Here is a 22,804-nt window from a genome sequence, read left to right on the forward strand (position 1 = left end):
CCGCCGTGGCCCCTGGCCGCCGTCGCCGTGCACGGACCGCGCCGCGGCCTGCCGGGCTGTCGACGAGTGCCTGTGACCGGCAGTTTCACGACAGGCCCTGGTCCAGCATGCTCTGACCGACGGAGTAGGCCCAACCGAACGCGATCGGGCCCAGGGACGGTACGAGGGTGAGCACCACGGAGACCGGCCAGTAGGGATAGGGCGGTTCTTCGGCGAGCAGCTTGTCCCTCATCGAAAGATTGACGAGTGCCCACAGCGCTGCGAAGAAGACGACGACGGGCACGATGACGACAAGCCACAGCAGCATGCCGTCGTCCTCGTTGGGGTCCTGCTGCGTCCACCCCAGGGATGCCAGCGGACCGTTCTTCAGGAAGTACCAGACGAGGAAGACCGGCACGACCGCGGGCAGTCCCAGGAACAGATTCACTGCCGGAGGCACCCATGATTTCCGGATTCGCATGCCCTTCGACTGCCTCCTGGGTGCGGCTGATCGTGTAGCGCCGCCCAGTATGTCGTACAGCCGATCGACTCGGGCTCCTGCGGTGCGTCCCGGACGGTACGTGTGCCAGCGGTGGTCGGCCAAGTGCAGCTGACGATCCCCCGGTCCGGCGCGCCGGGTGTCCTGCCGGGCCTGGCGGACGGTGTGCGCCTCCGGCAGGGGAACGGGCACCCCGGTCCTCGGCCGTGTCGACCGAGGACCAGGGTGCCCGTTTCACCGTGCGCGAGGCCGGCGGGAAGAACATCGGCGCCGCCACCCGCGCACCGGCATCATCCCTACTTGAGCGCCCCCGCCGTCAGCCCCGCGACGACCTGGCGCTGGAAGACGATGTACGCGGCGAGAACCGGCAGCATCGCCATGACCAGACCCGCGAAGAGACCGGACCAGTCCCCCTTGTAGCCCTGGCTGGTGGCCAGTTCCACGAGCCCCTGGGAGAGCACCTTGCCGTCCGGGTCGGTGTTCAGCACCGTCGGCAGCATGTACTGGTTCCACTGCCCGAGGAAGTTGAAGATACCGACGCTGATCAGGCCCGGTTTCGCCATCGGCAGCATCACCTGGAAGAACGTCCGGGTGTGCGAGGCACCGTCGAGCATGGCCGCCTCGGCGATCGAGGTGGGCAGGGTCCTGAAGAACGAGGTGAGGAAGAAGACGGTGAACGGCAGCGAGTAGGCGATGTAGACCAGGATCAGCCCGTGCACCGAGTTCAGCAGGCCCATGTTGTTCATGACGAAGAACAGCGGGACCAACGCCAGGATGATCGGGAAGCTCATCCCCCCGATGAAGAGGAAGTAGACGAAGCGGTTCCCGGGGAAGTCGAACCGCGCCAGCACGTACGCGGCCATCGAGCCCAGCAGCAGGGTACCGATGAGTGAACCGCCCACCACCAGGATGGTGTTGAGGAAGTAGTCACTCATGTGCGCCTGGTTCCAGGCCCGTGACCAGTTCTCGAAGTGCAGCCTGTCCGGCAGCGCCCACGGCGTCGACAGGATCGAGTCGTCCGTCTTGAAGGACGCCATCACCGCCCACAGCAGCGGCATGATGACGAGGACGGCCCAGATGACGAGCACACCGTGGGAGAAGACGTTGAGGACCTTGCCCTCGCTGCTCCTCGCCGGTCCGGCGTCCGGGGCGTCCACCTTGGTCACCGGCGAGCGCGGGGCGGGGACGGCGGGTGGGGTCTCAGTGACCTTCATGTGTGCTCACCTCGTGCAACTGTCGGGCCGGCCACCGGGACCGAACTGTTCTGCGTGCCGCCGGTAGTCCGGTCGCCGTGCCGCGCGGGGACCCGCATCAGAACTCCAGCCGCTCACGCCGGCCCAGCCGCATCACGATGCCCGCGAAGAGCATGGTGACGATGAGCAGCCCGACGCCGATCGTGGTCGCGTAGCCGGCCTGGGCGTCGCGGAAGGCCGTCTGGTAGACGTACAGCGGCAGGACGGTGGTGGAGTAGTCGGGACCACCGGGGCCCACCGTCATGACCTGTACGGCGGTGAAGGCCTCCACACCGAGCGCCAGGATGCCCATGTAGACCCAGCCCGACTGCACGGTGTCCCAGAGCAGCGGGAGCGTGATCCTGAAGAACGTCGTGATGCGGTCGGCTCCGTCGAGCAGCGCGGCCTCGTAGAAGTCCTTCGGGATGGACGCCATGCCGGCCGAGAAGAGGACGACGAAGAATCCGACCGTCGACCAGATCAGCACGACCATCACGCAGTACAGCGCCAGGTCGGGATCGCCCAGCCAGTCCGGCTGGAGGCTTTTGAGTCCGACGGCCTTCAGCGTCGAATTCAGCATTCCGGACGTCGGGTTGAAGGCGAACTGGAAGAGCAGGGCCACGATCACGATCGACAGCACCTGCGGGAAGAAATAGGCGATCTTGTAGAACGAGGAGCCCCGCACGCCGGCGACCGCGGCGTTCTTGCGCCTCCGGCCGCCGACATTGAGCATGAAGGCGAAGAAGAGTGCGAGGCCCAGCGTCACCAGCGGCAGCAGCAGCGCCAGCAGCACACTGTGCTGCAGTGACTTCCAGAAGATGTCGTCGTCGAGCATCCGGCTGTAGTTGTCGAAGCCGACCATCTTGAAGTCGGGACTCAGTCCGGTCCAGTCCGTGAACGAGTAGTAGATGGACTGGGCGAAGGGCCAGATGACGAAGATGGCGTACAGCGCCAACGGGACTGCCAGGAATCCCGCGATGAACCGGTACTTGCCGTGCTGCATCGTTTACCGACCCCGATTTCCGAGCGGGTGCCGCCGCTGGTGACGGTGGCTCACTGGTGCTTGTAGTGCTTGATGGACTGGTCCTTCGCCGCGGCGTCGGCGAAGCCCTGGATCTTCTTGATGGTCTCCGCCGGGGTCGCGCGGCCGGCCATCATCTCGCCGATGCCGGCGATACCGATCTGCTCCTTCTGGAGCTTGACGTACCAGTCCTGCAGGCGCGGGTTCACGACGTTCTCGCCGGCCTTCTTCAGGACGTCGACGCCGGACTGCATGGCGGTGGACAGGGTGAGGCCGTCGGTGCCGCCGTTGAAGGCGCTGAGGGACTTCACGGACTTGGTGAAGTTCTTCGAGGACTCCTCGCTGAGCATGATGCGCAGCTGCTCCATGCCGCCCTCGGGGTTCTTCGCCTTCGCGGGGACGACGAACGGCTCACCGCCCGAGGCCCAGACCGTGCCGAAGGGAAGCTTGTCGGAGGCGTCCAGGCTGGACGGCGCCCCGACCATCATCTTGAAGTCGTCCGGCGTGGTGGGCGCGGCCTCGTTCTCCACCCACGAACCGTTCGGGATGAAGAGCGCCTTGCCCTTGGTCCACTCCGTCTGCGACTGGATGTGGGTCAGACCGGGCGTGCCCTTGAGGATGTAGCCCTTCTTGAAGAGCTCGTAGTACGCCTCGAACGCGGCCTTGACGGCCGGGTCCTTCCAGGCGTTCGGCTCCAGGTTGTCGATCTTGTCGAGGACCTCGCGGCCACCGATCTTGCCGATGAAGGGGTAGAGCGAGAAGGGCAGGTAGTACGGGTACTTGCCGGGGTACGTCCAGCCGGCGATGCCCTTCTTCTTCGCCTTCTCGCACAGCGCGAGCATGTCGTCCCAGTTCTCCGGGTACGTCGCGTCGAGCTTCTCGAGGTTGGTCTGCGAGTACCAGACGCCGTAGACCGTGTACGCGTAGTACATGATCCAGACCGGGTCGCCGTCGAACTGGCCCATCTCCAGGACACCCGGACGCAGCGTGTCGCGGACCTTCTTGGCGGGGTCGTCGTAGGACGGGGCGTCCATCAGCGGTGTGAGGTCGGCCAGTTGCTTCTTGCCGACCAGGACACCCATGTCCATCTGCTCGGCACCCGAGTTGTCGATCAGGTCCGGCGGGGTGCCTCCGTTGAAGCGGGGCTGCAGCGTCGACTGGATCTTCTCCGTCGCGGCGTGCTTGACCTTCGGGGCCTTGGGGAAGGCCTGGTTGTACTTCTTCTCCGCGTCGATGGCGTACTGCTCGCCGAAGCCACCGTTGAAGATGACGACTTCGAGGGCGGCGGTCTCATTGACACCGAGCGGGTTCTTCGCGCTCTTGGTGCCCTTTTCGACCTTCTCGTCGCTTCCGCTGTCGCTGCTCGCACACGCCGAAAGGAAGCTCATCGTCGGGACGGCGATCAGGCCGAGTGCGGCAGAACGCTTGATCACATCGCGACGGCCGAGGCCCTCATTCGTACGGCCTGAGGTGGATCCCATGCTCAAGTCCTCGCCTTCTCCAGGACTCAGGCGGTGTACCGGTCACCCGTAAGGAATTCGCCTAGGCGAAGGGTCCCGCCACCGCGGTCAGTTGCGCTTGGGTCGTGCAGATTGCCGGATTACCAGATGCAGTGGAGGAGTTCCGGGGGAACGCACGGCAGGCCACCTCACGCGCCCACAGCTGTTCCGCCCTCCCCCGCGCCCGCGCGCCGTTGTGAAGCGGCTGTGCAGACGCCGACAGGTATAGTCCACTTGCCGCCAACTGAGCAAGATCGAATGCATGGTTGAGCGGCAGTCTTTCCCGAGTTGAGACCTCACGGACACCTCGGCACCGCGCGCCTCCGCACGGAAACGGCCTTTTCCGCAATACGGTCGAATCACCGGCGCCGCCCCCACGCAACACCCTTGACACGCACAGCCACTTGGCTCCCTACTGGAACCCGCATCCCCTTATGACAACGTTGTCCAAGCATGTCCCCAGGAGGAACGGCTCCGTATGCAGCCCCTACGTGGTCCTCAGCACGGCTCGCGCCAGAGACGCGGCCAGTCCGCCGCGGTCCTCGCCGCCGCTCTCGCCATGACCCTGGCAGCCCCCACCGCAGCCCTCGCCCAGCCGTCCGGCACGGCGAAGAAGCCCACCGGCGACACGTCGTTCAGCTCCTCGTTCGAGGCCGACGAGAAGCAGCCGGACTGGCGCAACACGGTCGAAGAAGGACCGGACGGCAAGAAGAGGGCATCGGGTGTCGACGGTGGCTTCTCCGCCGGAATACCGGGCAGTGTCACCGACCAGATCACGGATCTGCGCGCCAGCGGCGAGAACAGTTCCGGCGGTGAGGTCAAGGAGAACCTGGCCGACGGCGAGTCCGGCACCAAGTGGCTGGCCTTCGCCCCGACGGGCTGGGTCGAATTCGATCTGGCCGCACCCACCAAGGTCGTGACCTACGCCCTCACCTCGGCCAACGACCACGCCGAGCGGGACCCCAAGGACTGGACCCTGAAGGGTTCCACCGACGGCAAGACCTGGACGGATCTGGACACCCGTACCGGCCAGACGTTCTCCAAGCGCTTCCAGACCACGTCGTACGACTTCAGCACGGACACCGCCTACCAGCACTTCCGGCTGGAGATCACGAAGAACAACGGGGCGTCCGACGCGCTGCAGCTCGCCGACGTCCAGTTCTCGAACGGGGACACCTCCGCCCCCGCCCCCGACGACATGCGCACCCAGGCCGACCGGGGGCCCTCCGGCTCCCCCACCGCCAAGCAGGGCGCCGGGTTCACCGGGAAGAAGGCGCTGCGCTACGCGGGTACGCACAAGCCGGACGGCCGCGCCTACTCGTACAACAAGGTCTTCGACGTCGACACGGCGGTCACGAAGGACACCCAGCTGTCCTACCTGGTCTACCCGCAGATGGGCGAGACGGACCTCAGCTACCCCGCCACGCACGTGGCGGTGGACCTGGCCTTCACCGACGGCACCTACCTGAGCGAGCTGAAGGCGACCGACAGCCACGGCGGGCTGCTCACCCCGCAGGGCCAGGCGGACGCCAAGCGGCTCTACGTGAACCAGTGGAACAAGGTGGCCTCGCGCATCGGCACGGTGGCCGCTGGCAAGACCGTCGACCGGATCCTGGTGGCGTACGACGCCCCCAAGGGCCCGTCGAAGTTCCAGGGCTGGGTCGACGACATCTCGATCGCGCCGAAGGCCCCGGAGAAGCGCAAGGCGCACCTGGCGGACTACGCGTCCACGGTGCGCGGCACGAACTCCAGCGGCGGCTTCTCGCGCGGCAACAACTTCCCCGCCACCGCGGTCCCGCACGGCTTCAACTTCTGGACGCCGGTCACCAACGCCGGTTCCACGAGCTGGCTGTACGACTATTCTCGCGGCAACAACGACGACAACCTGCCCACGCTCCAGGCGTTCAGCGCCAGCCACGAGCCGAGCCCCTGGATGGGTGACCGCCAGACCTTCCAGATGATGCCGTCGGCGGCCTCGGGCACGCCCGACGCCTCCCGCACGGCCCGCGCGCTGCCGTTCCGCCACGAGAACGAGACCGCGACCCCGCACTACTACGGGGTGACGTTCGAGAACGGCCTGAAGGCCGAGATGACGCCCACCGACCACGCGGCGCGGATGCAGTTCACCTACCCCGGTGACGACGCGAGCCTCGTCTTCGACAACGTCTCCAACGACGGTGGTCTCACCCTCGACGCGAAGACCGGTTCCTTCACCGGTTACTCCGACGTGAAGAGCGGCGGCTCCACCGGGGCCACCCGTCTCTTCGTGTACGGCACCTTCGACGCGCCGGTCACCGACAGCGGAAAGCTGAAGGGCGGCGGCGGTGACGACGTGACCGGGTTCTTCCGCTTCGACGCGGGCAAGGACCGCAAGGTCGGCCTGCGCCTGGCCACCTCGCTGATCAGCGTCGACCAGGCGAAGAAGAACCTCGCCATGGAGCTGCCGGCGAAGACCTCCTTCGACAAGGTCAGGAAGAACGCCCGGAAGGCCTGGGACAAGATCCTCGGGAAGGTCGAGGTCGAGGGCGCGAACGCCGACCAGCTGACCACCCTGTACTCCAGCCTCTACCGGCTCTACCTCTACCCGAACTCGGGCTTCGAGCAGGTCGACGGCAAGAGCACCTACGCGAGCCCCTTCTCGCCGCAGACAGGCACCGACACCCCGACCCACACCGGGGCGAAGATCGTCGAGGGTGAGGTGTACGTCAACAACGGCTTCTGGGACACCTACCGCACGACCTGGCCGGCGTACTCCTTCCTCACGCCGAAGCAGGCCGGGAAGATGGTCGACGGCTTCGTCCAGCAGTACAAGGACGGCGGCTGGATCTCCCGCTGGTCCTCCCCCGGCTACTCCGACCTGATGACCGGCACCAGCTCCGACGTGGCCTTCGCGGACGCGTACGTCAAGGGTGTCGACTTCGACGCGGAGGCGGCGTACGACGCGGCGGTCAAGAACGCCACGGTGACCCCGCCGTCCTCGGGCGTCGGCCGCAAGGGCATGGACACCTCGGTCTTCACCGGGTACGCCAACACCTCGACGCACGAGGGCCTTTCCTGGTCGCTCGAGGGCTACCTCAACGACTACGGCATCGCGCAGATGGGTCAGGCGCTCTACGAGAAGACGAAGAAGGCGCGCTACAAGGAGGAGTCCGAGTACTTCCTCAACCGCGCCCAGAACTACGTCAAGCTCTTCGACGACAAGGCCGGCTTCTTCCAGGGCAAGAAGGCGAACGGCGACTGGCGTCTGCCCTCCGACCAGTACGACCCCCGCGTCTGGGGCTACGACTACACGGAGACCAACGGCTGGGGTTACGCCTTCACCGCCCCGCAGGACAGCCGGGGCCTGGCCAACCTCTACGGCGGCCGTGACGGCCTGGCGAAGAAGCTGGACACGTACTTCTCCACCCCGGAGACCGCCGGACCCGAGTTCGTCGGCTCGTACGGCGGCGTGATCCACGAGATGACCGAGGCGCGCGACGTCCGGATGGGCCAGTACGGCCACAGCAACCAGGTCGCCCACCACGCCACGTACATGTACGACGCGGCCTCGCAGCCCTGGAAGACCCAGGAGAAGGTCCGCGAGGTCCTCGGCCGGCTGTACACCGGCAGCGAGATCGGCCAGGGCTACCACGGCGACGAGGACAACGGCGAGCAGTCGGCCTGGTACCTCTTCTCCTCGCTCGGCTTCTACCCGCTGGTCATGGGCAGCGGTGAGTACGCGATCGGCTCGCCGCTCTTCACGAAGACGACCGTGCACCTGGAGAACGGCCGCGACCTCGTCGTCAAGGCCCCGAAGAACAGCGCCACGAACATCTACGTCCAGGGCCTGAAGGTCAACGGCAAGAAGTGGAACTCCACCTCGCTGCCGCACGACCTGCTCGCCAAGGGCGGCGTGCTGGAGTTCGACATGGGCTCCAAGCCCTCGTCGTGGGGCACGGGCAAGGACGCGGCGCCGGTCTCCATCACCCAGGACGACAAGGTGCCCGCGCCGAAGGCCGACGTGCTCAAGGGCGACGGCGCACTGTTCGACAACACCTCCGCGACCTCGGCCCAGGTCGAGTCGGTGGAGCTGCCGGCCGCCGCGGGCACGAAGGCGGTCCAGTACACGCTGACCTCCGCGACCGCCGCGAAGGCCCCGGCGGGCTGGGTGCTGCAGGGATCGGCGGACGGCACCTCCTGGAAGGACCTCGACAAGCGGTCCGGCCAGACGTTCGCCTGGGACAAGCAGACCCGGGTGTTCTCGGTGCAGGCGCCGAAGGCCTACGCGAAGTACAGGCTGGTCAGCACGGAGGCGGCGACGCTGGCGGAGATCGAACTGATCTCCTGATCGTCGAGACGGAGTTACGGGCCGGGGGCGGCCACCCGCGAAGTCCGGGTGGCCGCCCCCGGCCTCATGGTGCTGCGCATGCTGTCATGGATTCGGCCTGCCCCACCGGTCCGGCCTTCACCCTGTGACCTGGGCCGCGGTCGCCGTGGGCGCCGTCGCGGCCGTGGTCCTGGCAACCGTGTACCTGCGGCGACGCCGACGAGCGGGCTGAGCCTTCCACCGAGACACGCGCCGATCGCTATGGGCCAGTCAGGCTACTTTCATGCCGTTTCGTGGTGTCCCGACACACTCTTCCGAAGATCCATGTCATCTCTTGGGCGATCAGGTGATCAGTACGACAATCATCTCGGCTTGAAGGAGCCCAGCATGCGCACTTCCGCTTCCCTCCGCTCCCGCAGCATCCGCATGGGCACCACCGTGGCCGCTGCGGTCGCCGCTGCCGGCGTCGTCACCCTGGCCGGAGCCCCTGCCGCGCTCGCCGCGCCCGGCGACAGCGGTGACATCGACATCAGCTCCCTCGGCTGGCACTCGCGCGGTGACCGCAACGGGGTCGAGGTCTGCCAGTTCGCCCTCGTGGCGAACAACTTCTCGTCGCTCCCCTCGGTCCTCTGGACGATCACCAAGCAGCCCCCGTCCGACCCCCCGGCCACGCTGTCGGCCACCCTCCCCCTCGTCGACGGCAAGGCCCGCAGCCAGGAATACCTGCTCCCGGAGGGCACCTACCAGCTGCTGTGGGTCACCCCCTCGGGCCAGAAGACGAAGGGCTTCGAGGTCGACTGCTCCGAGCGCGGCCAGGGCGGCAACCGCGCGGAGGGTGAGGGCCGGGACTCGTCCTCGTCGTCGGAGAAGCACCACGAGAAGAAGTACGACAAGCCGTCCGGCGCCGTGCCCGCGGGTGGCGGCGGCGTGCCCGACATGGAGGGCGTCAGCTCGGAGGGCGAGTCGAACGTCGGCGCCTCGGCCGCCCTGGTGGCCGGTGCCGCCGGAATCGCGGGGCTGATCATGGTCCGTCGATCCGCACGCCGTCGTGCCCGCAACGAGGCATAACACGCGCGGCCGACGGCGACGGCGGGGTCCGAGCCGTGCATGCCGGCTCACGATGACCCTGTGCGTGACCTTCTCGCTGGTGACCGGCATCGTGTGGGCGGGTTCGGACTCGCCCGAGGACGCCTCGTCGGTCACCGCCGCCCGCGGCAGCGATGCCGCGGGCGGCGGGGCACCGCCCTTCGAGCGAGCACCTCACACGCCGCCGAAGAAGGTGCCCGCCTCGCACGCGCCGCTGGTGCACTCCCGTCCGGTGAAGGTCGCCATTCCCGCGATCTACATCGAGGCCCCGGTCACCGGCCTCAGCCTGGACGAGAAGGGCCGCCTGGGCGCCCCGCCGCTGAGCAAGCCGAAGCTGGTGGGCTGGTTCCGCAAGGGACCGTCCCCCGGAGAGGCGGGTACGTCCCTGCTCGTCGGCCACCGCGACACCGCGACGGGGCCGGCGATCTTCCTCAATCTCAACGTCCTGCGCCGGGGTGACACCGTGAAGGTGACCCGGGCCGACCGGCGGATCGCGGTGTTCACCGTCGACGAGGTGAAGACCTACACGAAGGACAAGTTCCCCGACGAGAAGGTATACGGCGCCACCGGTCGTCCGGAGCTCAGACTCATGACGTGCGGCGGGCGCTTCGACAAGAAGAACGGCTACTCGGCCAACGTTGTCGTCTTCGCCCACCTCACGTCGCTCAAGAAGCAGGCGGCCTGACCGGAAGCCACACGAAGTAGGTGCCTCCGGCCTGGGCGCCACACGGAACCGGTCGGTGCCTCGGGGGCGAGGTACCGGCCGTTCGTGCTGTTCGCGTCACATGGGCTAATCTCCCCGCACGTGCGTTCGGAGAGGCTGGACATGAGGCGGGCGGGAAGAGGGCTGCGCGTCACCGCGTGGGTCACGGGGACCATCGGAGCGGCGCTGATCGTGGCGCCCGCGGCGTTGTTCGGCTCCGGTTGGACGACGGCGCGGGTGTCCGGCGGTTCCATGGAGCCGACGTACTCCGTCGGCGAGCGCGTCACCTTCGAACGGATCGAGGCGCGTGACGTGCGGCGCGGGGACGTCGTGCTCTACCGGGTACCGGACCGCTACGAGGGCCTGGCGGTGCTGGGACGTGTGATCGGGACGGGCGGCGATCACGTCGTGCAGCGTTCCGGCGCGCCCGTGACGGTGAACGGCTCACCGCTGGCCGAGCCGTACGTCAAGGACGGCGATCCGTCCGGCATGGCTCTCGAGTACGACGTCATGGTCCCCGAGGGCCGGATCTTCGTGCTCGGCGACTTCCGGGCCAACGCCCGGGACTCCCGCTCCTTCCTCGACGACCGGTCCGGCACGGTCGCGGCCACCGCCGTCCTGGGCCGGACACTTCACGACCGGACCGGTCTCGCGGGCCTGGGACTCTCGATGCTGTTCGGCCTGGCTCTGGCCGTCACCGCGGTCGTGACCGCGATCGTCGCCCGGCGGCGCGGCCGCCCCAGGGCCGTGTGGCCGCCGTCGCCCGTCTGACCGGGCGGACCTCGCGCGCGCCGATCGCGGCCGGTGCCCTTCTCCGTGCCAGGGCACCGGCCGGTCTCACACCGTGGGGTCAGCCCACCCTGCAGCCGAGTCGGAGAGCGGAATCAGGAGCACCACCCTGCGAGACATAGCCGAAGGTCGTGGATTCACCGGGGTCCAGCGAACCGTTCCAGCCCGCGTTGTGGACCATCACCTCCTGCCCCTGGGTCGTCATCGCTCCGCTCCAGAGGCTGGCGACGCTCTGCCCGGTGGGCTGCGTCCACTCCACCATCCAGCCGAGCATGGGCACGTTGCCGGAGTTGGTGACCTTCACCTCCGACTGGTACCCGCCGTTCCAGCTGCCGGTGGTGGTCCAGGTGGCGGTGCACGCGCCGGGCGGGGGCTCGGTCGGGGTGCTGCCGGATCCGTCCTTGACCCCGGTCACCTCTCCGTTGCCGCCGTCGAAGACCACGTCGGAGCAGGAGTAGAAGGTCTCCTGACTGTCGGAGCGCTGCCACACCATGTAGATGACGTGGCGGCCGTCCTTGCCCTCGGGCAGCGCACCCGTCCACCGATAGTCGGCCTCGACCGTGCCCGGGCTGCCGTTGAGCGGCGGGTGGTCGATGGACAGGAAGGGTGACTCCTCGACGTCGTCCCAGGTCAACGCCTGGGTGGGGTCGTAGCCGTCCTTGGTGATGTAGACGTGGAACCAACCCGGGTGCGCGGCCCAGGCGTTGTACGAGAAGTCGATGGTGGCACCCTCCGTCAGGTGGGTCACCGGCCAGTCGGCGCTCGGCTTGTTGAACCCGGTGAAGTTGGTGTTGCCACCGCTGCACAGCTCACCGTCGGGCACGAAGCCTCGGGTACGGCCGGCGCCGTCCGAGCGCAGCACGGAGAACCAGTTGTAGAACGGGGTGGTCCCGCTCTGCTGCGCGGCGGACTTGCAGGCGGGGTTCACGGGCTTGATCTCACCCGTGTCGGTCAGCGCGTCCTGCCAGCAGAGGAAGGTGCGGCTGGCGGGCTTCATGGGCGTGCCGTGCGCCTCGGCCCTCTCCCCCGCGGTGAGGACGAGCCCGAGGGCGGGGATGGTCGTGAGCAGGGCGAGCAGGGTGAGGAGTACTGCTCTTCGGCGGGTGCCGACCAGTAATCGGTGTCTGGACAGATGGATCACGATGTACGTCCCTTCGCTGCGGCGCCGGGTGGGGCCGGGATGCTGTGCGAGCTTGGGAGCGCTCCCATAATCGGAGGCTAGCGCCGACCCCAAATCATGTAAACGCCTCGCGCGGAACGGCTTTCACCACCACACACGGGAGCACGACCGCTTGGCGCAAGTCTTCCTACAGCAACGGCGACGGCGGCGAGTGCGTCGAGGTCGCCGACGGCTTCCCCGGCATCGTCCCCGTCCGTGACAGCAAGACTCCCGGCGGACCGGCTCTCGCCTTCACCGACGCGGGCTGGGCACCGTTCGTGGACGCCGTGAGGAGCGGCTCGCTGTAGGTGTGCGGCCGGCCTGGGCGCGGCTCGCCCCAGGCCGGCGCCGCTCCAGGTCAGTTGATGGCGTTGAACAGCCTTTCGGGCAGCGACATGTTCAGCGCGGTGACGACCGGCTTTCCGTGTTCCGTGCCGAGGCGTGAGACCGCGCCGGTGGCGAGCTGGAACAGTTCGCCGCTCGCGGGTGTCAGTCGCAGGTAGCGCGCGGTGAGCACGCGCAGGAAGTGCGAGTGGGCCACCAGTGCGATGTCCGCTTCACCGAGACGGGACGCCGCAGCCCGCACCTCCGCCAGGATGCGGTCCGCACGGTCGCCCACCTCCTGCGGGCTCTCACCGGGGTGCCCCTCCGGGCCGGTGGCGACACCGTCGGTCCAGAGGTTCCAGTCCGGACGGGTGCGCCGGATCTCGACCGTGGTGATGCCCTCGTAGGCCCCGTAGTCCCACTCCCGCAGGTCAGGTGTGTCGCGGGGCGCCTTCAGGCCGGCCAGTTCGGCGGTGCGGCGGGCCCGGAGCAGGGGACTGACCAGGGTGAGCCCGATCTCCCGTTCGGTGAGGAGCGGCACGAGGGCGCGGGCCTGGCGCTCGCCCAGCTCGGTCAGGGGCAGGTCGGTCCAGCTCGTGTGCTGCCCGGACCGGGACCACTCGGTCTCGCCGTGCCGGATCAGGATCAACTCGCCCATGGATACTTCCGCTCTGTGCGCCGTGTTCGTACGTGTGTGCCACTGGTGGCAACCTGCCGGCCCACGATCGCATTCCGCCCCTCCCCGCGCGGGGCGGCTCGCCCCGGCGACGTCGCCCGCGTACGGCATGCGCCGTCCGCCCCGGCGGGCACCGGATCGCTCCGGTGCCCGCCGGGGCGGGGATCAGGGGGCGGTGGCCGTCAGGCCCGCTCCCCAACGACCGTGACCGTGTACGGCCGGTCCGTGTCCGTCGTGACACGGGCCTCGCCGCCCTCGAAGACCACCTCGTACGTCGCCGCGACCGCGCTCGTGCGGTCGGGGACGGTCACCGTGCGGGTGAAGTCGGCCGTTCCGGCGGGGGCGAACACGCGGAGTTCGAGGTCGTCGAGCCACTCGCCGTCCGGGCGGGACTCGTCGGCGCCCAGCGCCAGGACCGCGCCCTGGCGGACCAGCAGGGGCAGGCTGTCGAAGCCGTGGGTCTCGCGGCGCCACGCGGGGCCGGTGACCGTGTCCCCCGTCAGCAGGTGGGTCCAGGTGCCCTCGGGCACGTAGTACTCGACCTCGCCGTCGTCGGTGAAGACGGGGGCGACCAGGACGTCCGGGCCCAGCAGGTACTCGCGGTCCACCGTGCGGGCCGTCGGGTCGTCCGGGAACTCCAGCAGCAGCGGACGCATCGTCGGGACGCCCGTGCGGTGGGCCTCGACCGCGACGCCGTACAGGTAGGGCATGAGGCGGTGCTTGAGGCGGGTGAACTGCCGGGCCACGTCCACCGCCTCGTCGCCGAACTCCCACGGCACGCGGTACGACGACGAGCCGTGCAGCCGGCTGTGCGAGGACAGCAGGCCGAAGGCCAGCCAGCGCTTGAAGACCGCCGGGTCCGGGGTCCCCTCGAAGCCGCCGATGTCGTGGCTCCAGAAACCGAAGCCGGACAGGGACAGCGAGAGGCCGCCGCGCAGGGACTCGGCCATGGCCTCGAAGGAGGACCAGCAGTCGCCGCCCCAGTGGACCGGATACTGCTGGCCGCCCGCTGCCGCCGAGCGGGCGAAGAGCACGGCCTCGCCCTGGCCGCGCTCCGACTCCAGGAGCTCGAAGACGGCCTTGTTGTAGAGGTGCGTGTAGTAGTTGTGCATGCGCTCCGTGTCGGAGCCGTCGTGCCAGACGACGTCCGTCGGGATGCGCTCGCCGAAGTCCGTCTTGAAGCCGTCGACGCCCTGGTCGAGGAGGACCTTCAGCTTGGCCTGGAACCAGGCGGTGGCCTCGGGGTTGGTGAAGTCGACCAGTGCCATGCCGGCCTGCCACTTGTCCCACTGCCAGATGTCACCGTCCGGCGTCAGGACGAAGTAGCCCTTCTCGGCGCCCTCTTCGTACAGGGCGCTCTTCTGCCCGATGTACGGGTTGATCCAGACGCAGATCTTCAGGCCCTTGTCCTTGAGCCGGGCGATCATGCCCTCGGGGTCGGGGAACACGGCCGGGTCCCACTCGAAGTCGCACCACTGGTACTCGCGCATCCAGAAGCAGTCGAAGTGGAAGACGCTCAGCGGGATGCCGCGCTCCGCCATGCCGTCCACGAAGGAGGTGACGGTGGCCTCGTCGTACGAGGTGGTGAAGGAGGTCGTCAGCCAGAGGCCGAACGACCAGGCCGGGGGAAGCGCGGGGAGGCCGGTCAGGGAGGCGTACCGGGACAGGACGTCCTTCGGCGTGGGCCCCGCGACGACGAAGTACTCCAGCGTCTGGTCCTCGACGCTGAACTGGACCTGTCCGACGGCCTCGGAGCCGACCTCGAAGGAGACCTTGCCGGGGTGGTTGACGAAGACGCCGTAGCCGCGTGAGGAGAGGTAGAACGGGATGTTCTTGTACGCCTGCTCGCTGCTGGTGCCGCCGTCGGCCTGCCACATGTCGACGGTCTGACCGTTCTTCACGTACGGCGTGAATCGCTCGCCGAGTCCGTGGACGGTCTCCCCGACGCCGAGGGCGAGTTGGGCGAACATGTGGTGGCTGCCGTCGTCGACGGTGGCGAAGGCGCTGCCCTTGCGGCCGGCCGAGGTCAGGACCCGGCCGTCCCCGTCGAGGAACTCCAGGCCGAAGGCGCCCTCGGTGGGGAGCCGCAGGGTGAGCGGGCCGCTGGTCAGCTCGGCCGTCGAGCCCTGGGTGCGGGTCGTGGCGGCGGACTGCGCCGCGGCGCCCGGCAGTTCGAAGTCGGGGCCCTTGCGGCGCCTGCCGGCGTGGTGGGTGAGTCGCACCGCGATGACACCCTCGGCCGGGGCGTGGGCCTCCACGGTGATCAGCGGGGCGTTGAGCGTGTCGCCGCGGCGCTCGACGCGCTTGACAGCGGCGTAGGCGGCGAGGCGGTCGTCGTCGAGGCGGACATCGCGGACTTCCGTGGCGTACGAGGCGTGCACACCACTGCGCATCTGCCAGAAGCCGTCGGTGAACTTCATGGGGGTGGTCCTTAGCCGATCAGGAGGTGCTGGGCGGGACGTCAGGGCGCCTGCGGCGAGCGCGGCTGCGGGTCCTCTCGATTTTGATCGTACACAAAACAAATCTGACCGAGAAGGCCGGAACATGGCAGGAGTTCCCGTATTGCCCGAGAAGCCGAAGCGCGGCACCGGGCCCCGGACCGGCCATGTTTGCGCCACGTGTTCGACACGTGACGGAAACGGTCTAGAAACCCTCGACCGAATGCAGTATTAGTACTGCAAGCAAACAAATTGACTTGCCCGGCAGGAACGCCGTCCGGGCCTGACGTCGACAAGAGGCTGTGCAATGTCGGACCGCTTCACTCCCACTCCCGCGGACAGGTTCACCTTCGGTCTGTGGACGGTGGGCTGGCGTGGCAATGACCCGTTCGGTGACGCGACGCGTCCGGTGCTGGATCCGGTGGAGTCGGTGGAGCGGCTCGCGGAGCTGGGTGCGCACGGTGTGACGTTCCATGACGACGACCTGATCCCGTTCGGGGCGGACGAGGCGGAGCGGGCCCGGCTGGTCGGGCGGTTCAAGGACGCGCTGGAGCGGACCGGGATGAAGGTCCCGATGGCGACGACGAACCTGTTCACGCATCCGGTGTTCAAGGACGGCGGGTTCACTTCGAACGACCGTGACGTTCGGCGTTTCGCGTTGCGCAAGGTCATCCGGAACATCGATCTGGCCGCCGAGCTCGGCGCGAGCACCTATGTGGCCTGGGGTGGGCGTGAGGGTGCGGAGTCCGGGGGTGCCAAGGACGTGCGTCTGGCGCTGGACCGGATGAAGGAGGCCTTCGACCTGCTGGGCGACTACGTCACCGAGCAGGGCTACGACCTGCGGTTCGCGATCGAGCCCAAGCCCAACGAGCCCCGCGGTGACATCCTGCTGCCCACGATCGGGCACGCGCTGGCGTTCATCGAGCGCCTCGAGCGCCCCGAGCTGGTCGGGGTGAACCCGGAGACCGGTCACGAGCAGATGGCCGGGCTGAACTTCCCCCACGGCATCGCGCAGGCCCTGTGGGCCGGCAAGCTCTTCCACATCGACCTCAACGGCCAGTCCGGCATCAAGTACGACCAGGACTTCCGCTTCGGCGCCGGAGACCTGCGCCAGGCGTTCTGGCTCGTCGACCTGCTGGAGACCGCGGGCTACGACGGCAGCCTGCACTTCGACTTCAAGCCCGTGCGCACCGACGGCATCGACGGGGTCTGGGAGTCCGCGAAGAACTGCATGCGCAACTACCTCATCCTCAAGGAGCGCGCCGCCGCCTTCCGCGCGGATCCCGCCGTCCAGGAGGCCCTGACCGCCTCCCGCCTCGACCAGCTCGCCCGCCCCACCGCCGACGACGGCCTCAAGGCCCTCCTCGCCGACACCTCCGCCTACGAGAACTTCGACGCCACCGCCGCCGCGGAACGCTCCATGGCCTTCGAAGCCCTCGACCAGCTCGCCATGGAACACCTCCTCGGCGTCCGCTGACCCACCACGCACAGGGGTGCCCGGGAACCCACCGGGCGCCCCGCCCCTCCCTGCCGTGACACCGCCGGATCCGCGCAAGGGCTTGACGACAACCCCGTGGGAGCGTTCCCATGGGCGCCGGCCCCCCTCTTACCGCAAGGGCACCACCGTGACAGAACCTTCCCCGGACGGGCGGATCCGACGCCGCAGCCGCCGCACCAGGCGGATCGTCGTCCCCCTCACCGTCGTCTCCGCGATCGTCGCCGGCACCGTTCTGTCGGGGTGCGGCCAGCAGCGGGACGAAGACGTCTACACCGTCATGAACTCCTCGACCGACGAGTCGTACCACCGCTGGGACGGTGACACCCTCAAGCGCTGCAGCAAGCAGCTCGGGATCACCATCGAGCAGCAGAGCGTGCCGGCCGCGCAGCTGATGACGAAGGCGCTGCGCATGGCGTCCTCGAAGTCGCTGCCGGACGTCCTCCAGCTGGACGCGTCCGAGATGCCGACCTTCGCCGAGGCCGGCGGGCTCATCCCGCTGAAGGACCTCGGGCTGACCACGACGGACATCCCCGAGGGGATCGTCGACTTCGGCTCGTTCGACGGGAAGTACTACGGCGCCGCGCGCACGGTGAACACCCTGGCGCTGTTCTACAACAAGGACACCCTCGACAAGGCCGGGCTGAAGGTGCCCACGACCTGGGCCGAGATGCAGTCCACCGCGAAGAAGCTGACCCAGGGCAAGCGGTACGGCCTGGCGCTCAGCGCGGGCGGCGCGGAGGACGGTGTCTTCCAGTTCACCCCGTTCATGTGGTCCAACGGCGGAGACGAGTCCAAGCTCGACACCCCCGAGGTGGCCGAGGCCCTGGACTACTGGAAGGCCCTCCTGAAGGACGGCTCGCTCTCCAAGTCCACGGTCAACTGGACGCAGGCGGACGTGAACGACCAGTTCATGGCAGGCAACGCGGCCATGATGATCAACGGCCCGTGGCAGGTCGAGACCCTGAACGCCAAGAAGGGGCTCGACTGGGGCATCGCCGAGATCCCCGTGCCCGAGGCGGGCGACGACTCGGTCGGTCCGCTGGGCGGCGGTGTGCTGACCGTGCCCAACACAGGCGACACCGAGCGCGAGAAGACGGCCGCGAAGATCATCGGCTGTATGGCGGGCGAGCAGGAGCAGATCACCTACGCTCTGAACAGCTGGATGGTCCCCGCGAACACCAAGGCCGCCGCCGTCTGGCGCACGAAGGCCCCCGAGCTGGCCGCCCTGGCCGGACAGGTCTCGACGGCCCGGTCCCGCACCGCGAAGGTCGGGGCGCAGTGGTCGTCCGTGTCGCTGGCCCTGCAGAGCGCCTTCCAGTCCGCGCTCACCGGCGCGTCCAGCGAGGCCGCCCTGAAGCGTGCCCAGCAGCAGGTCACGAGCGGGAACTGAGGTAACGAACCATGTCATCCACCACAGCCTCGGCCGCCGCGCTGCCGGCCGACCCGAAGGCCCCCGAGGCCGACGCGGTCAGGAAGCCCGTGAACCCGCGGAACGCCAGGCGGCGCAAGTCGCTCGCCCAGTGGGGGTTCATCGCCCCGGCCGTGATCTTCATGGCGCTGTTCTTCGGCTACCCGCTCGTCCGCAACATCGTGATGAGCTTCCAGGACTACTCGCCGTCCACCTTCTTCACCGGTGAGGCGCCGTTCAACGGCACGGACAACTGGAGCAACGTCTTCAACGACGGGCTGTTCGGCAAGGCCCTGTGGCAGACCATCCTGTTCACGATCGGATCGCTGGTCGGCCAGTTCTGCATCGGCCTGGCCCTCGCGGTCTTCTTCACCCGCCGCTTCCCGCTGAACGGGATCCTGCGTTCGCTGATCCTGCTGCCGTGGCTGGTCCCGATGGTCGTCTCCGGCATCGTGTGGCGGCGCATCTTCGACCAGGACACCGGTGTTCTCAACAGCTTCCTGGGCACCGTCGGCCTCCCCGGTGACACGCCCTGGCTGACGAGCACCAGCATGGCGCTGATCTCGGTGATCCTGGTGAACATCTGGATCGGCATCCCGTTCAACATGGTGATCCTCTACGGCGGCCTCCAGGAGGTCCCCAAGGAGCTCAACGAGGCCGCCGCGCTCGACGGCGCCTCCGCCTGGCGCACCTTCCGCTCGGTCACCCTGCCGATGCTCAAGCCCGTGATCACCGTGGTGCTGGTGCTGGGCTTCATGTCGACGGTCAAGATCCTCGACCTGGTCCTCGCGCTCACGGACGGCGGGCCCGCCGACTCCACCCAGACGCTCGGCACGCTCACGTACCAGAACTCCTTCGTCCAGATGGACTTCGGGGCCGGTGCCGTGGTCGGCAACATCCTGATCCTGATCTCCGCCGTCTTCGCGGTGTTCTACCTGCGGGTCAACCGCAACGAGGGGAAGTGACCGGCATGGCGACCACCACCCAGATCTCCGCCGCCCCGGCTCCCGCCGTCCACCGGCCGAAGCGCCGCTGGGGTGCGACCGTCTTCGGCGTCGTCGCCCTCGCGGTGATGCTGTTCCCGCTGTACTGGATGATCAACACCGCGCTGCAGCCCGACGCGGGCCTGGTCGACGTGGGCCCCGTCCCGACGGGGGTGGACTTCTCGGGCTTCACGTCCGCCATCACCGAGCAGGGCACCAACCTGCTGACCTCGCTGGCCGTGGCGCTCGGGGCCGTGGCCATCTGCCTGGCGATCTCCGCGCCGGCGGCGTACGGGCTGGCGCAGTTCAACCTGCGCGGCAGCAAGACGATCGTCTTCGGCACGCTCATCACGCAGATGGTGCCGGGCATCGTCATCGCGAACGCCCTGTACAGCGCGTACGTGGACCTCGGTCTGGTGAACTCCTACTTCGGGCTGATGCTGGCGGACGCCTCGCTGGGCATCCCCTTCGCGATCGTGCTGATGCGTTCGTTCATGGTGTCGATCCCGCGTGAGGTCATCGAGGCCGCCGAGGTGGACGGTGCGGGCCGCTTCCGTACGTTCGTCCAGGTCGTCCTGCCGATGAGCCGGAACTCGCTGATCACCGCCGGGCTGTTCTCGTTCCTCTACGCGTGGAGCGACTTCATGTTCGCGCTCACGCTGAACACCACGGACGACGTCAAGCCGATCACGCTGGGGATCTACCAGTACATCGGCGCGCACGTCGGCGACTGGGGTTCGGTCATGGCCGCCTCGGTGCTCTCGGCGGTACCGGCCGCCGTCCTCCTCGTCCTGTCACAGAAGTACATAGCCGCCGGTATCACCGGTGGCTCGGTCAAGTAAGGGTTCCCCCATGAGTGACTTCCCGGTCTTCCCGCCCGGCTTCGTCTTCGGCGCGGCCACGGCCTCGTACCAGATCGAGGGCGCCGTGGAGGAAGACGGCCGCGGCCCGTCCATCTGGGACACCTACAGCCACACGCCCGGACGGACGGACGGCGGCGACACGGGTGACGTCGCCTGCGACCACTACCACCGCTACCCGGAGGACGTGGCGCTGCTGCGCGACCTGGGCGTGGAGTCGTACCGCTTCTCCATCGCCTGGTCCCGTATCCAGGCCACGGGCAGCGGCGCGGTCAACCCCAAGGGGCTGGACTTCTACTCCCGGCTCGTCGACTCGCTCCTCGAGGCGGGCATCGAGCCGGCCGCCACCCTGTACCACTGGGACCTGCCGCAGGCCCTGGAGGACAAGGGCGGCTGGCGGGTACGGGAGACGGCGGAGCGCTTCGGCGAGTACACGGCGATCATGGCCGAGCACCTGGGTGACCGGGTGCCGCGCTGGATCACCCTCAACGAGCCCTGGTGCAGCGCGTTCCTCGGCTACTCGGTGGGACGCCACGCGCCGGGCGCGCAGGAGGGCCGCGGGGCGCTGGCCGCCGCACACCACCTCCTGGTCGGCCACGGGCACGCGATGAACGCGCTGCGCGCGGCGGGTGTCCGAGAGGCGGGCATCACGCTCAACCTGGACCGCAACGTCCCGGCCACCGAGTCGGACGCCGACCTCGCGGCCGTCGTCCGGGCGGACACCCAGCACAACCTGGTGTGGACCGAGCCGCTCCTCGCGGGCCGCTACCCGGCCACCGAGGAGGAGACCTGGGGCGAGCTGATCACGGGGCAGGACTTCCGCCGTGAGGGCGACCTGGAGCTGATCTCCCAGCCGATGGACTTCCTGGGCATCAACTACTACCGCCCGATCGTCGTGGGCGCCGCCCCGCACCGTGAGGCGGACCCGGCACTGCGCGTGGCCACGGACAACCGGTATGCGGAGGGGAACTACCCGGATGTCCGTAAGACGGCGATGGGCTGGCCGGTCGTGCCGGAGTCCTTCACCGATCTGCTGACCGTGCTGAAGCAGACCTACGGCGACGCCTTGCCTCCGGTGCACATCACGGAGAACGGCTCGGCGGAGTTCGACAGTGTCGAGGCGGACGGCTCCGTCCACGACGCGGACCGGGTGGAGTACCTGCGTACCCATCTGACGGCGCTGCGGGCCGCGATGGACGCCGGTGTCGACGTGCGCGGGTACTACGTGTGGTCGTTGCTGGACAACTTCGAGTGGGCGCTGGGCTACGCGAAGCGGTTCGGCATCATCCGGGTCGACTACGACACCCTGGAGCGGACCCCGAAGGACAGCTACCGCTGGTATCAGCAGCTGATCGCCGCACACAAGGCCTGACCGGCCGCCGGCTCACGACCGGGGGCGTACGCGAGCACCACGCCGCGTACGCCCCCGCTTCGTGTTTCCGGGGATCAGTGCGGGGTGACGGTCCCGGCGATGACGTCGGGGGCGACGGTCCCGGCAATGACGTCGGGGGCGACGGTCCCGGCGATGACGTCGTGGAGATACCCCACGGCGAGTTCCTCGGCCCGGTGGCGTCGTTCGGGCTGCGTCCGATGTCGTCGCGCCACTGCCTGTAGAGCTCGACGCAGGCCAGGACGGCCCTCCCGGCGTCCTGCCGGTCGTGTCCGCAGAGGGTCGCGCGCAGCGCGCGTGCCTCGGCCGGTGCGACGGACTCCAGGTGGCGGACGCCGCGGGGCGGAGCACCCACACGCAGCGCGGCCATCGGGCCCAGTACGGTGTCGCGCAGATAGCCGAGGAACCCGACGGTCTCGAAGAGTTCGCCGCGACCGAGCTTGGTCGCCCCGTAGTGCACCCAGATCCAGAACCGGTCCTCGATCCACTGGAGGTCCGGTGACGTGGCCCGCAGCGGATGTTCCGCGAGCGAGCACGCCAGTCGGCCGTCCCGGTCCCACAGCACCTCCGGATCCTCCCGCCGCTCGCCGAAGTCGCGGGCGCGGACGAACATGAAGTCGACGTGGAGCAGGGGCGGTCCGACGAGGGTGACGATCAGCCGGGGTCCCCCCACGTGCTCGCCGGTGAAGCCGGCGACGAGGTCGGTCCACGACCCGATCAGCGCGAGACGCTCCGCCATGACGTCGTCGAGGCATCGTCCTCGACGACCACGATCAGATCGACGTCCGAGTGGACGTCGGGGCGCCCGGCCGCGAGGGATCCCGCGACGGCGGCTCCGGCGACGCGGGGGTCCTGCCGGATCCGCGGGAGTACCTCGCCGAGGAACCGACCGTGAAGCGAGGGGACGTCCATGGCTCTCCTTCGGGCGGGAACAAAGTCTTCGAACGTATCACT

18 protein-coding genes are annotated in these 22,804 nt (G+C 68.5%); 10 read left to right on the top strand and 8 right to left on the bottom strand.

The window, feature by feature from the left end:
• Positions 1 to 85: 85 nt before the first annotated feature.
• The 4 genes from LWJ43_RS06505 to ngcE all read right to left on the bottom strand — a co-directional run bounded on the left by LWJ43_RS06505 (position 86) and on the right by ngcE (position 4,212).
• Entirely contained in the window at positions 86 to 427 is a 342-nt protein-coding gene (locus LWJ43_RS06505) for a hypothetical protein (RefSeq protein ID WP_277331330.1), read from the bottom strand.
• A 347-nt stretch (positions 428 to 774) separates the two neighbouring features.
• Positions 775 to 1,692 carry a carbohydrate ABC transporter permease gene (locus tag LWJ43_RS06510; protein ID WP_277331331.1) on the bottom strand — a complete coding sequence of 306 codons (918 nt, stop codon included), beginning with the start codon at positions 1,690 to 1,692 and terminating at the stop codon, positions 775 to 777.
• A gap of 97 nt (positions 1,693 to 1,789) precedes the next feature.
• Positions 1,790 to 2,713 carry a carbohydrate ABC transporter permease gene (locus LWJ43_RS06515; protein ID WP_277331332.1) on the bottom strand — a complete coding sequence of 308 codons (924 nt, stop codon included), beginning with the start codon at positions 2,711 to 2,713 and terminating at the stop codon, positions 1,790 to 1,792.
• A gap of 50 nt (positions 2,714 to 2,763) precedes the next feature.
• Complete coding sequence (gene ngcE, locus LWJ43_RS06520) at positions 2,764 to 4,212, bottom strand: N-acetylglucosamine/diacetylchitobiose ABC transporter substrate-binding protein (RefSeq protein WP_277331333.1); 1,449 nt, start codon at positions 4,210 to 4,212, stop codon at positions 2,764 to 2,766.
• Between the two features lie 496 nt (positions 4,213 to 4,708).
• Here ngcE and LWJ43_RS06525 point away from each other — a divergent pair, with 496 nt between their 5' ends.
• From LWJ43_RS06525 to lepB, 4 genes are all read left to right on the top strand, one after another.
• The gene (locus LWJ43_RS06525) at positions 4,709 to 8,557 is read left to right on the top strand and encodes a GH92 family glycosyl hydrolase (protein WP_277331334.1); all 3,849 of its coding nucleotides are present in this window, start codon (positions 4,709 to 4,711) and stop codon (positions 8,555 to 8,557) included.
• A gap of 366 nt (positions 8,558 to 8,923) precedes the next feature.
• Positions 8,924 to 9,604 (top strand): hypothetical protein, encoded by a 681-nt coding sequence (locus LWJ43_RS06530; protein WP_277331335.1) that lies wholly within the window; start codon positions 8,924 to 8,926, stop codon positions 9,602 to 9,604.
• 52 nt (positions 9,605 to 9,656) lie between these two features.
• Positions 9,657 to 10,307, top strand: a complete 651-nt coding sequence (locus LWJ43_RS06535) for a class F sortase (protein WP_277331336.1) — start codon at positions 9,657 to 9,659, stop codon at positions 10,305 to 10,307.
• A gap of 120 nt (positions 10,308 to 10,427) precedes the next feature.
• Positions 10,428 to 11,096, top strand: a complete 669-nt coding sequence (gene lepB, locus LWJ43_RS06540) for a signal peptidase I (RefSeq protein ID WP_277331337.1) — start codon at positions 10,428 to 10,430, stop codon at positions 11,094 to 11,096.
• A gap of 79 nt (positions 11,097 to 11,175) precedes the next feature.
• On the opposite strand, the gene LWJ43_RS06545 is transcribed toward lepB, so the two are convergent.
• Positions 11,176 to 12,255 carry a lytic polysaccharide monooxygenase auxiliary activity family 9 protein gene (locus LWJ43_RS06545; protein ID WP_277331338.1) on the bottom strand — a complete coding sequence of 360 codons (1,080 nt, stop codon included), beginning with the start codon at positions 12,253 to 12,255 and terminating at the stop codon, positions 11,176 to 11,178.
• A 44-nt stretch (positions 12,256 to 12,299) separates the two neighbouring features.
• Between LWJ43_RS06545 and LWJ43_RS33040 the strand changes: the two genes are divergently transcribed.
• On the top strand, positions 12,300 to 12,581 hold the full coding sequence (locus LWJ43_RS33040; protein WP_462100867.1) for a DUF397 domain-containing protein: 282 nt from the start codon (positions 12,300 to 12,302) through the stop codon (positions 12,579 to 12,581).
• Between the two features lie 50 nt (positions 12,582 to 12,631).
• On the opposite strand, the gene LWJ43_RS06555 is transcribed toward LWJ43_RS33040, so the two are convergent.
• Both LWJ43_RS06555 and yicI read right to left on the bottom strand, forming a co-directional pair.
• On the bottom strand, positions 12,632 to 13,255 hold the full coding sequence (locus tag LWJ43_RS06555; protein WP_277331339.1) for a histidine phosphatase family protein: 624 nt from the start codon (positions 13,253 to 13,255) through the stop codon (positions 12,632 to 12,634).
• Between the two features lie 200 nt (positions 13,256 to 13,455).
• The gene (gene yicI / locus LWJ43_RS06560) at positions 13,456 to 15,693 is read right to left on the bottom strand and encodes an alpha-xylosidase (protein ID WP_277331340.1); all 2,238 of its coding nucleotides are present in this window, start codon (positions 15,691 to 15,693) and stop codon (positions 13,456 to 13,458) included.
• A 325-nt stretch (positions 15,694 to 16,018) separates the two neighbouring features.
• Between yicI and xylA the strand changes: the two genes are divergently transcribed.
• The 5 genes from xylA to LWJ43_RS06585 all read left to right on the top strand — a co-directional run bounded on the left by xylA (position 16,019) and on the right by LWJ43_RS06585 (position 21,832).
• Complete coding sequence (gene xylA / locus LWJ43_RS06565) at positions 16,019 to 17,188, top strand: xylose isomerase (protein ID WP_277331341.1); 1,170 nt, start codon at positions 16,019 to 16,021, stop codon at positions 17,186 to 17,188.
• A gap of 148 nt (positions 17,189 to 17,336) precedes the next feature.
• On the top strand, positions 17,337 to 18,599 hold the full coding sequence (locus LWJ43_RS06570; protein WP_277331342.1) for an ABC transporter substrate-binding protein: 1,263 nt from the start codon (positions 17,337 to 17,339) through the stop codon (positions 18,597 to 18,599).
• 11 nt (positions 18,600 to 18,610) lie between these two features.
• A complete protein-coding gene (locus LWJ43_RS06575) occupies positions 18,611 to 19,582 on the top strand; it encodes a carbohydrate ABC transporter permease (RefSeq protein WP_277331343.1) in 972 nt (323 codons plus the stop codon).
• A 5-nt stretch (positions 19,583 to 19,587) separates the two neighbouring features.
• Complete coding sequence (locus LWJ43_RS06580) at positions 19,588 to 20,442, top strand: carbohydrate ABC transporter permease (protein ID WP_277331344.1); 855 nt, start codon at positions 19,588 to 19,590, stop codon at positions 20,440 to 20,442.
• A 10-nt stretch (positions 20,443 to 20,452) separates the two neighbouring features.
• Positions 20,453 to 21,832 (top strand): GH1 family beta-glucosidase, encoded by a 1,380-nt coding sequence (locus LWJ43_RS06585; protein WP_277331345.1) that lies wholly within the window; start codon positions 20,453 to 20,455, stop codon positions 21,830 to 21,832.
• 735 nt (positions 21,833 to 22,567) lie between these two features.
• Here the strand turns inward: LWJ43_RS06585 and LWJ43_RS06590 are convergent.
• A complete protein-coding gene (locus LWJ43_RS06590) occupies positions 22,568 to 22,762 on the bottom strand; it encodes a nucleotidyltransferase domain-containing protein (protein WP_277331346.1) in 195 nt (64 codons plus the stop codon).
• Between the last annotated feature and the right edge of the window lie 42 nt (positions 22,763 to 22,804).

Origin of the sequence: Streptomyces sp. JH34 (assembly GCF_029428875.1) — a bacterium.
Lineage (GTDB): Bacteria > Actinomycetota > Actinomycetes > Streptomycetales > Streptomycetaceae > Streptomyces.

Excerpts from the sequence above, each read along its gene's own strand:
- LWJ43_RS06510 (WP_277331331.1), bottom strand. The coding sequence starts at position 1,692 with ATGAAGGTCACTGAGACCCCACCCGCCGTCCCCGCCCCGCGCTCGCCG.
- LWJ43_RS06515 (WP_277331332.1), bottom strand. The coding sequence starts at position 2,713 with ATGCAGCACGGCAAGTACCGGTTCATCGCGGGATTCCTGGCAGTCCCG.
- ngcE (WP_277331333.1), bottom strand. The coding sequence starts at position 4,212 with ATGGGATCCACCTCAGGCCGTACGAATGAGGGCCTCGGCCGTCGCGAT.
- LWJ43_RS06525 (WP_277331334.1), top strand. The coding sequence starts at position 4,709 with ATGCAGCCCCTACGTGGTCCTCAGCACGGCTCGCGCCAGAGACGCGGC.
- LWJ43_RS06530 (WP_277331335.1), top strand. The coding sequence starts at position 8,924 with ATGCGCACTTCCGCTTCCCTCCGCTCCCGCAGCATCCGCATGGGCACC.
- LWJ43_RS06535 (WP_277331336.1), top strand. The coding sequence starts at position 9,657 with ATGACCCTGTGCGTGACCTTCTCGCTGGTGACCGGCATCGTGTGGGCG.
- LWJ43_RS06555 (WP_277331339.1), bottom strand. The coding sequence starts at position 13,255 with ATGGGCGAGTTGATCCTGATCCGGCACGGCGAGACCGAGTGGTCCCGG.
- yicI (WP_277331340.1), bottom strand. The coding sequence starts at position 15,693 with ATGAAGTTCACCGACGGCTTCTGGCAGATGCGCAGTGGTGTGCACGCC.
- xylA (WP_277331341.1), top strand. The coding sequence starts at position 16,019 with ATGTCGGACCGCTTCACTCCCACTCCCGCGGACAGGTTCACCTTCGGT.
- LWJ43_RS06575 (WP_277331343.1), top strand. The coding sequence starts at position 18,611 with ATGTCATCCACCACAGCCTCGGCCGCCGCGCTGCCGGCCGACCCGAAG.
- LWJ43_RS06580 (WP_277331344.1), top strand. The coding sequence starts at position 19,588 with ATGGCGACCACCACCCAGATCTCCGCCGCCCCGGCTCCCGCCGTCCAC.
- LWJ43_RS06585 (WP_277331345.1), top strand. The coding sequence starts at position 20,453 with ATGAGTGACTTCCCGGTCTTCCCGCCCGGCTTCGTCTTCGGCGCGGCC.
- LWJ43_RS06590 (WP_277331346.1), bottom strand. The coding sequence starts at position 22,762 with ATGGACGTCCCCTCGCTTCACGGTCGGTTCCTCGGCGAGGTACTCCCG.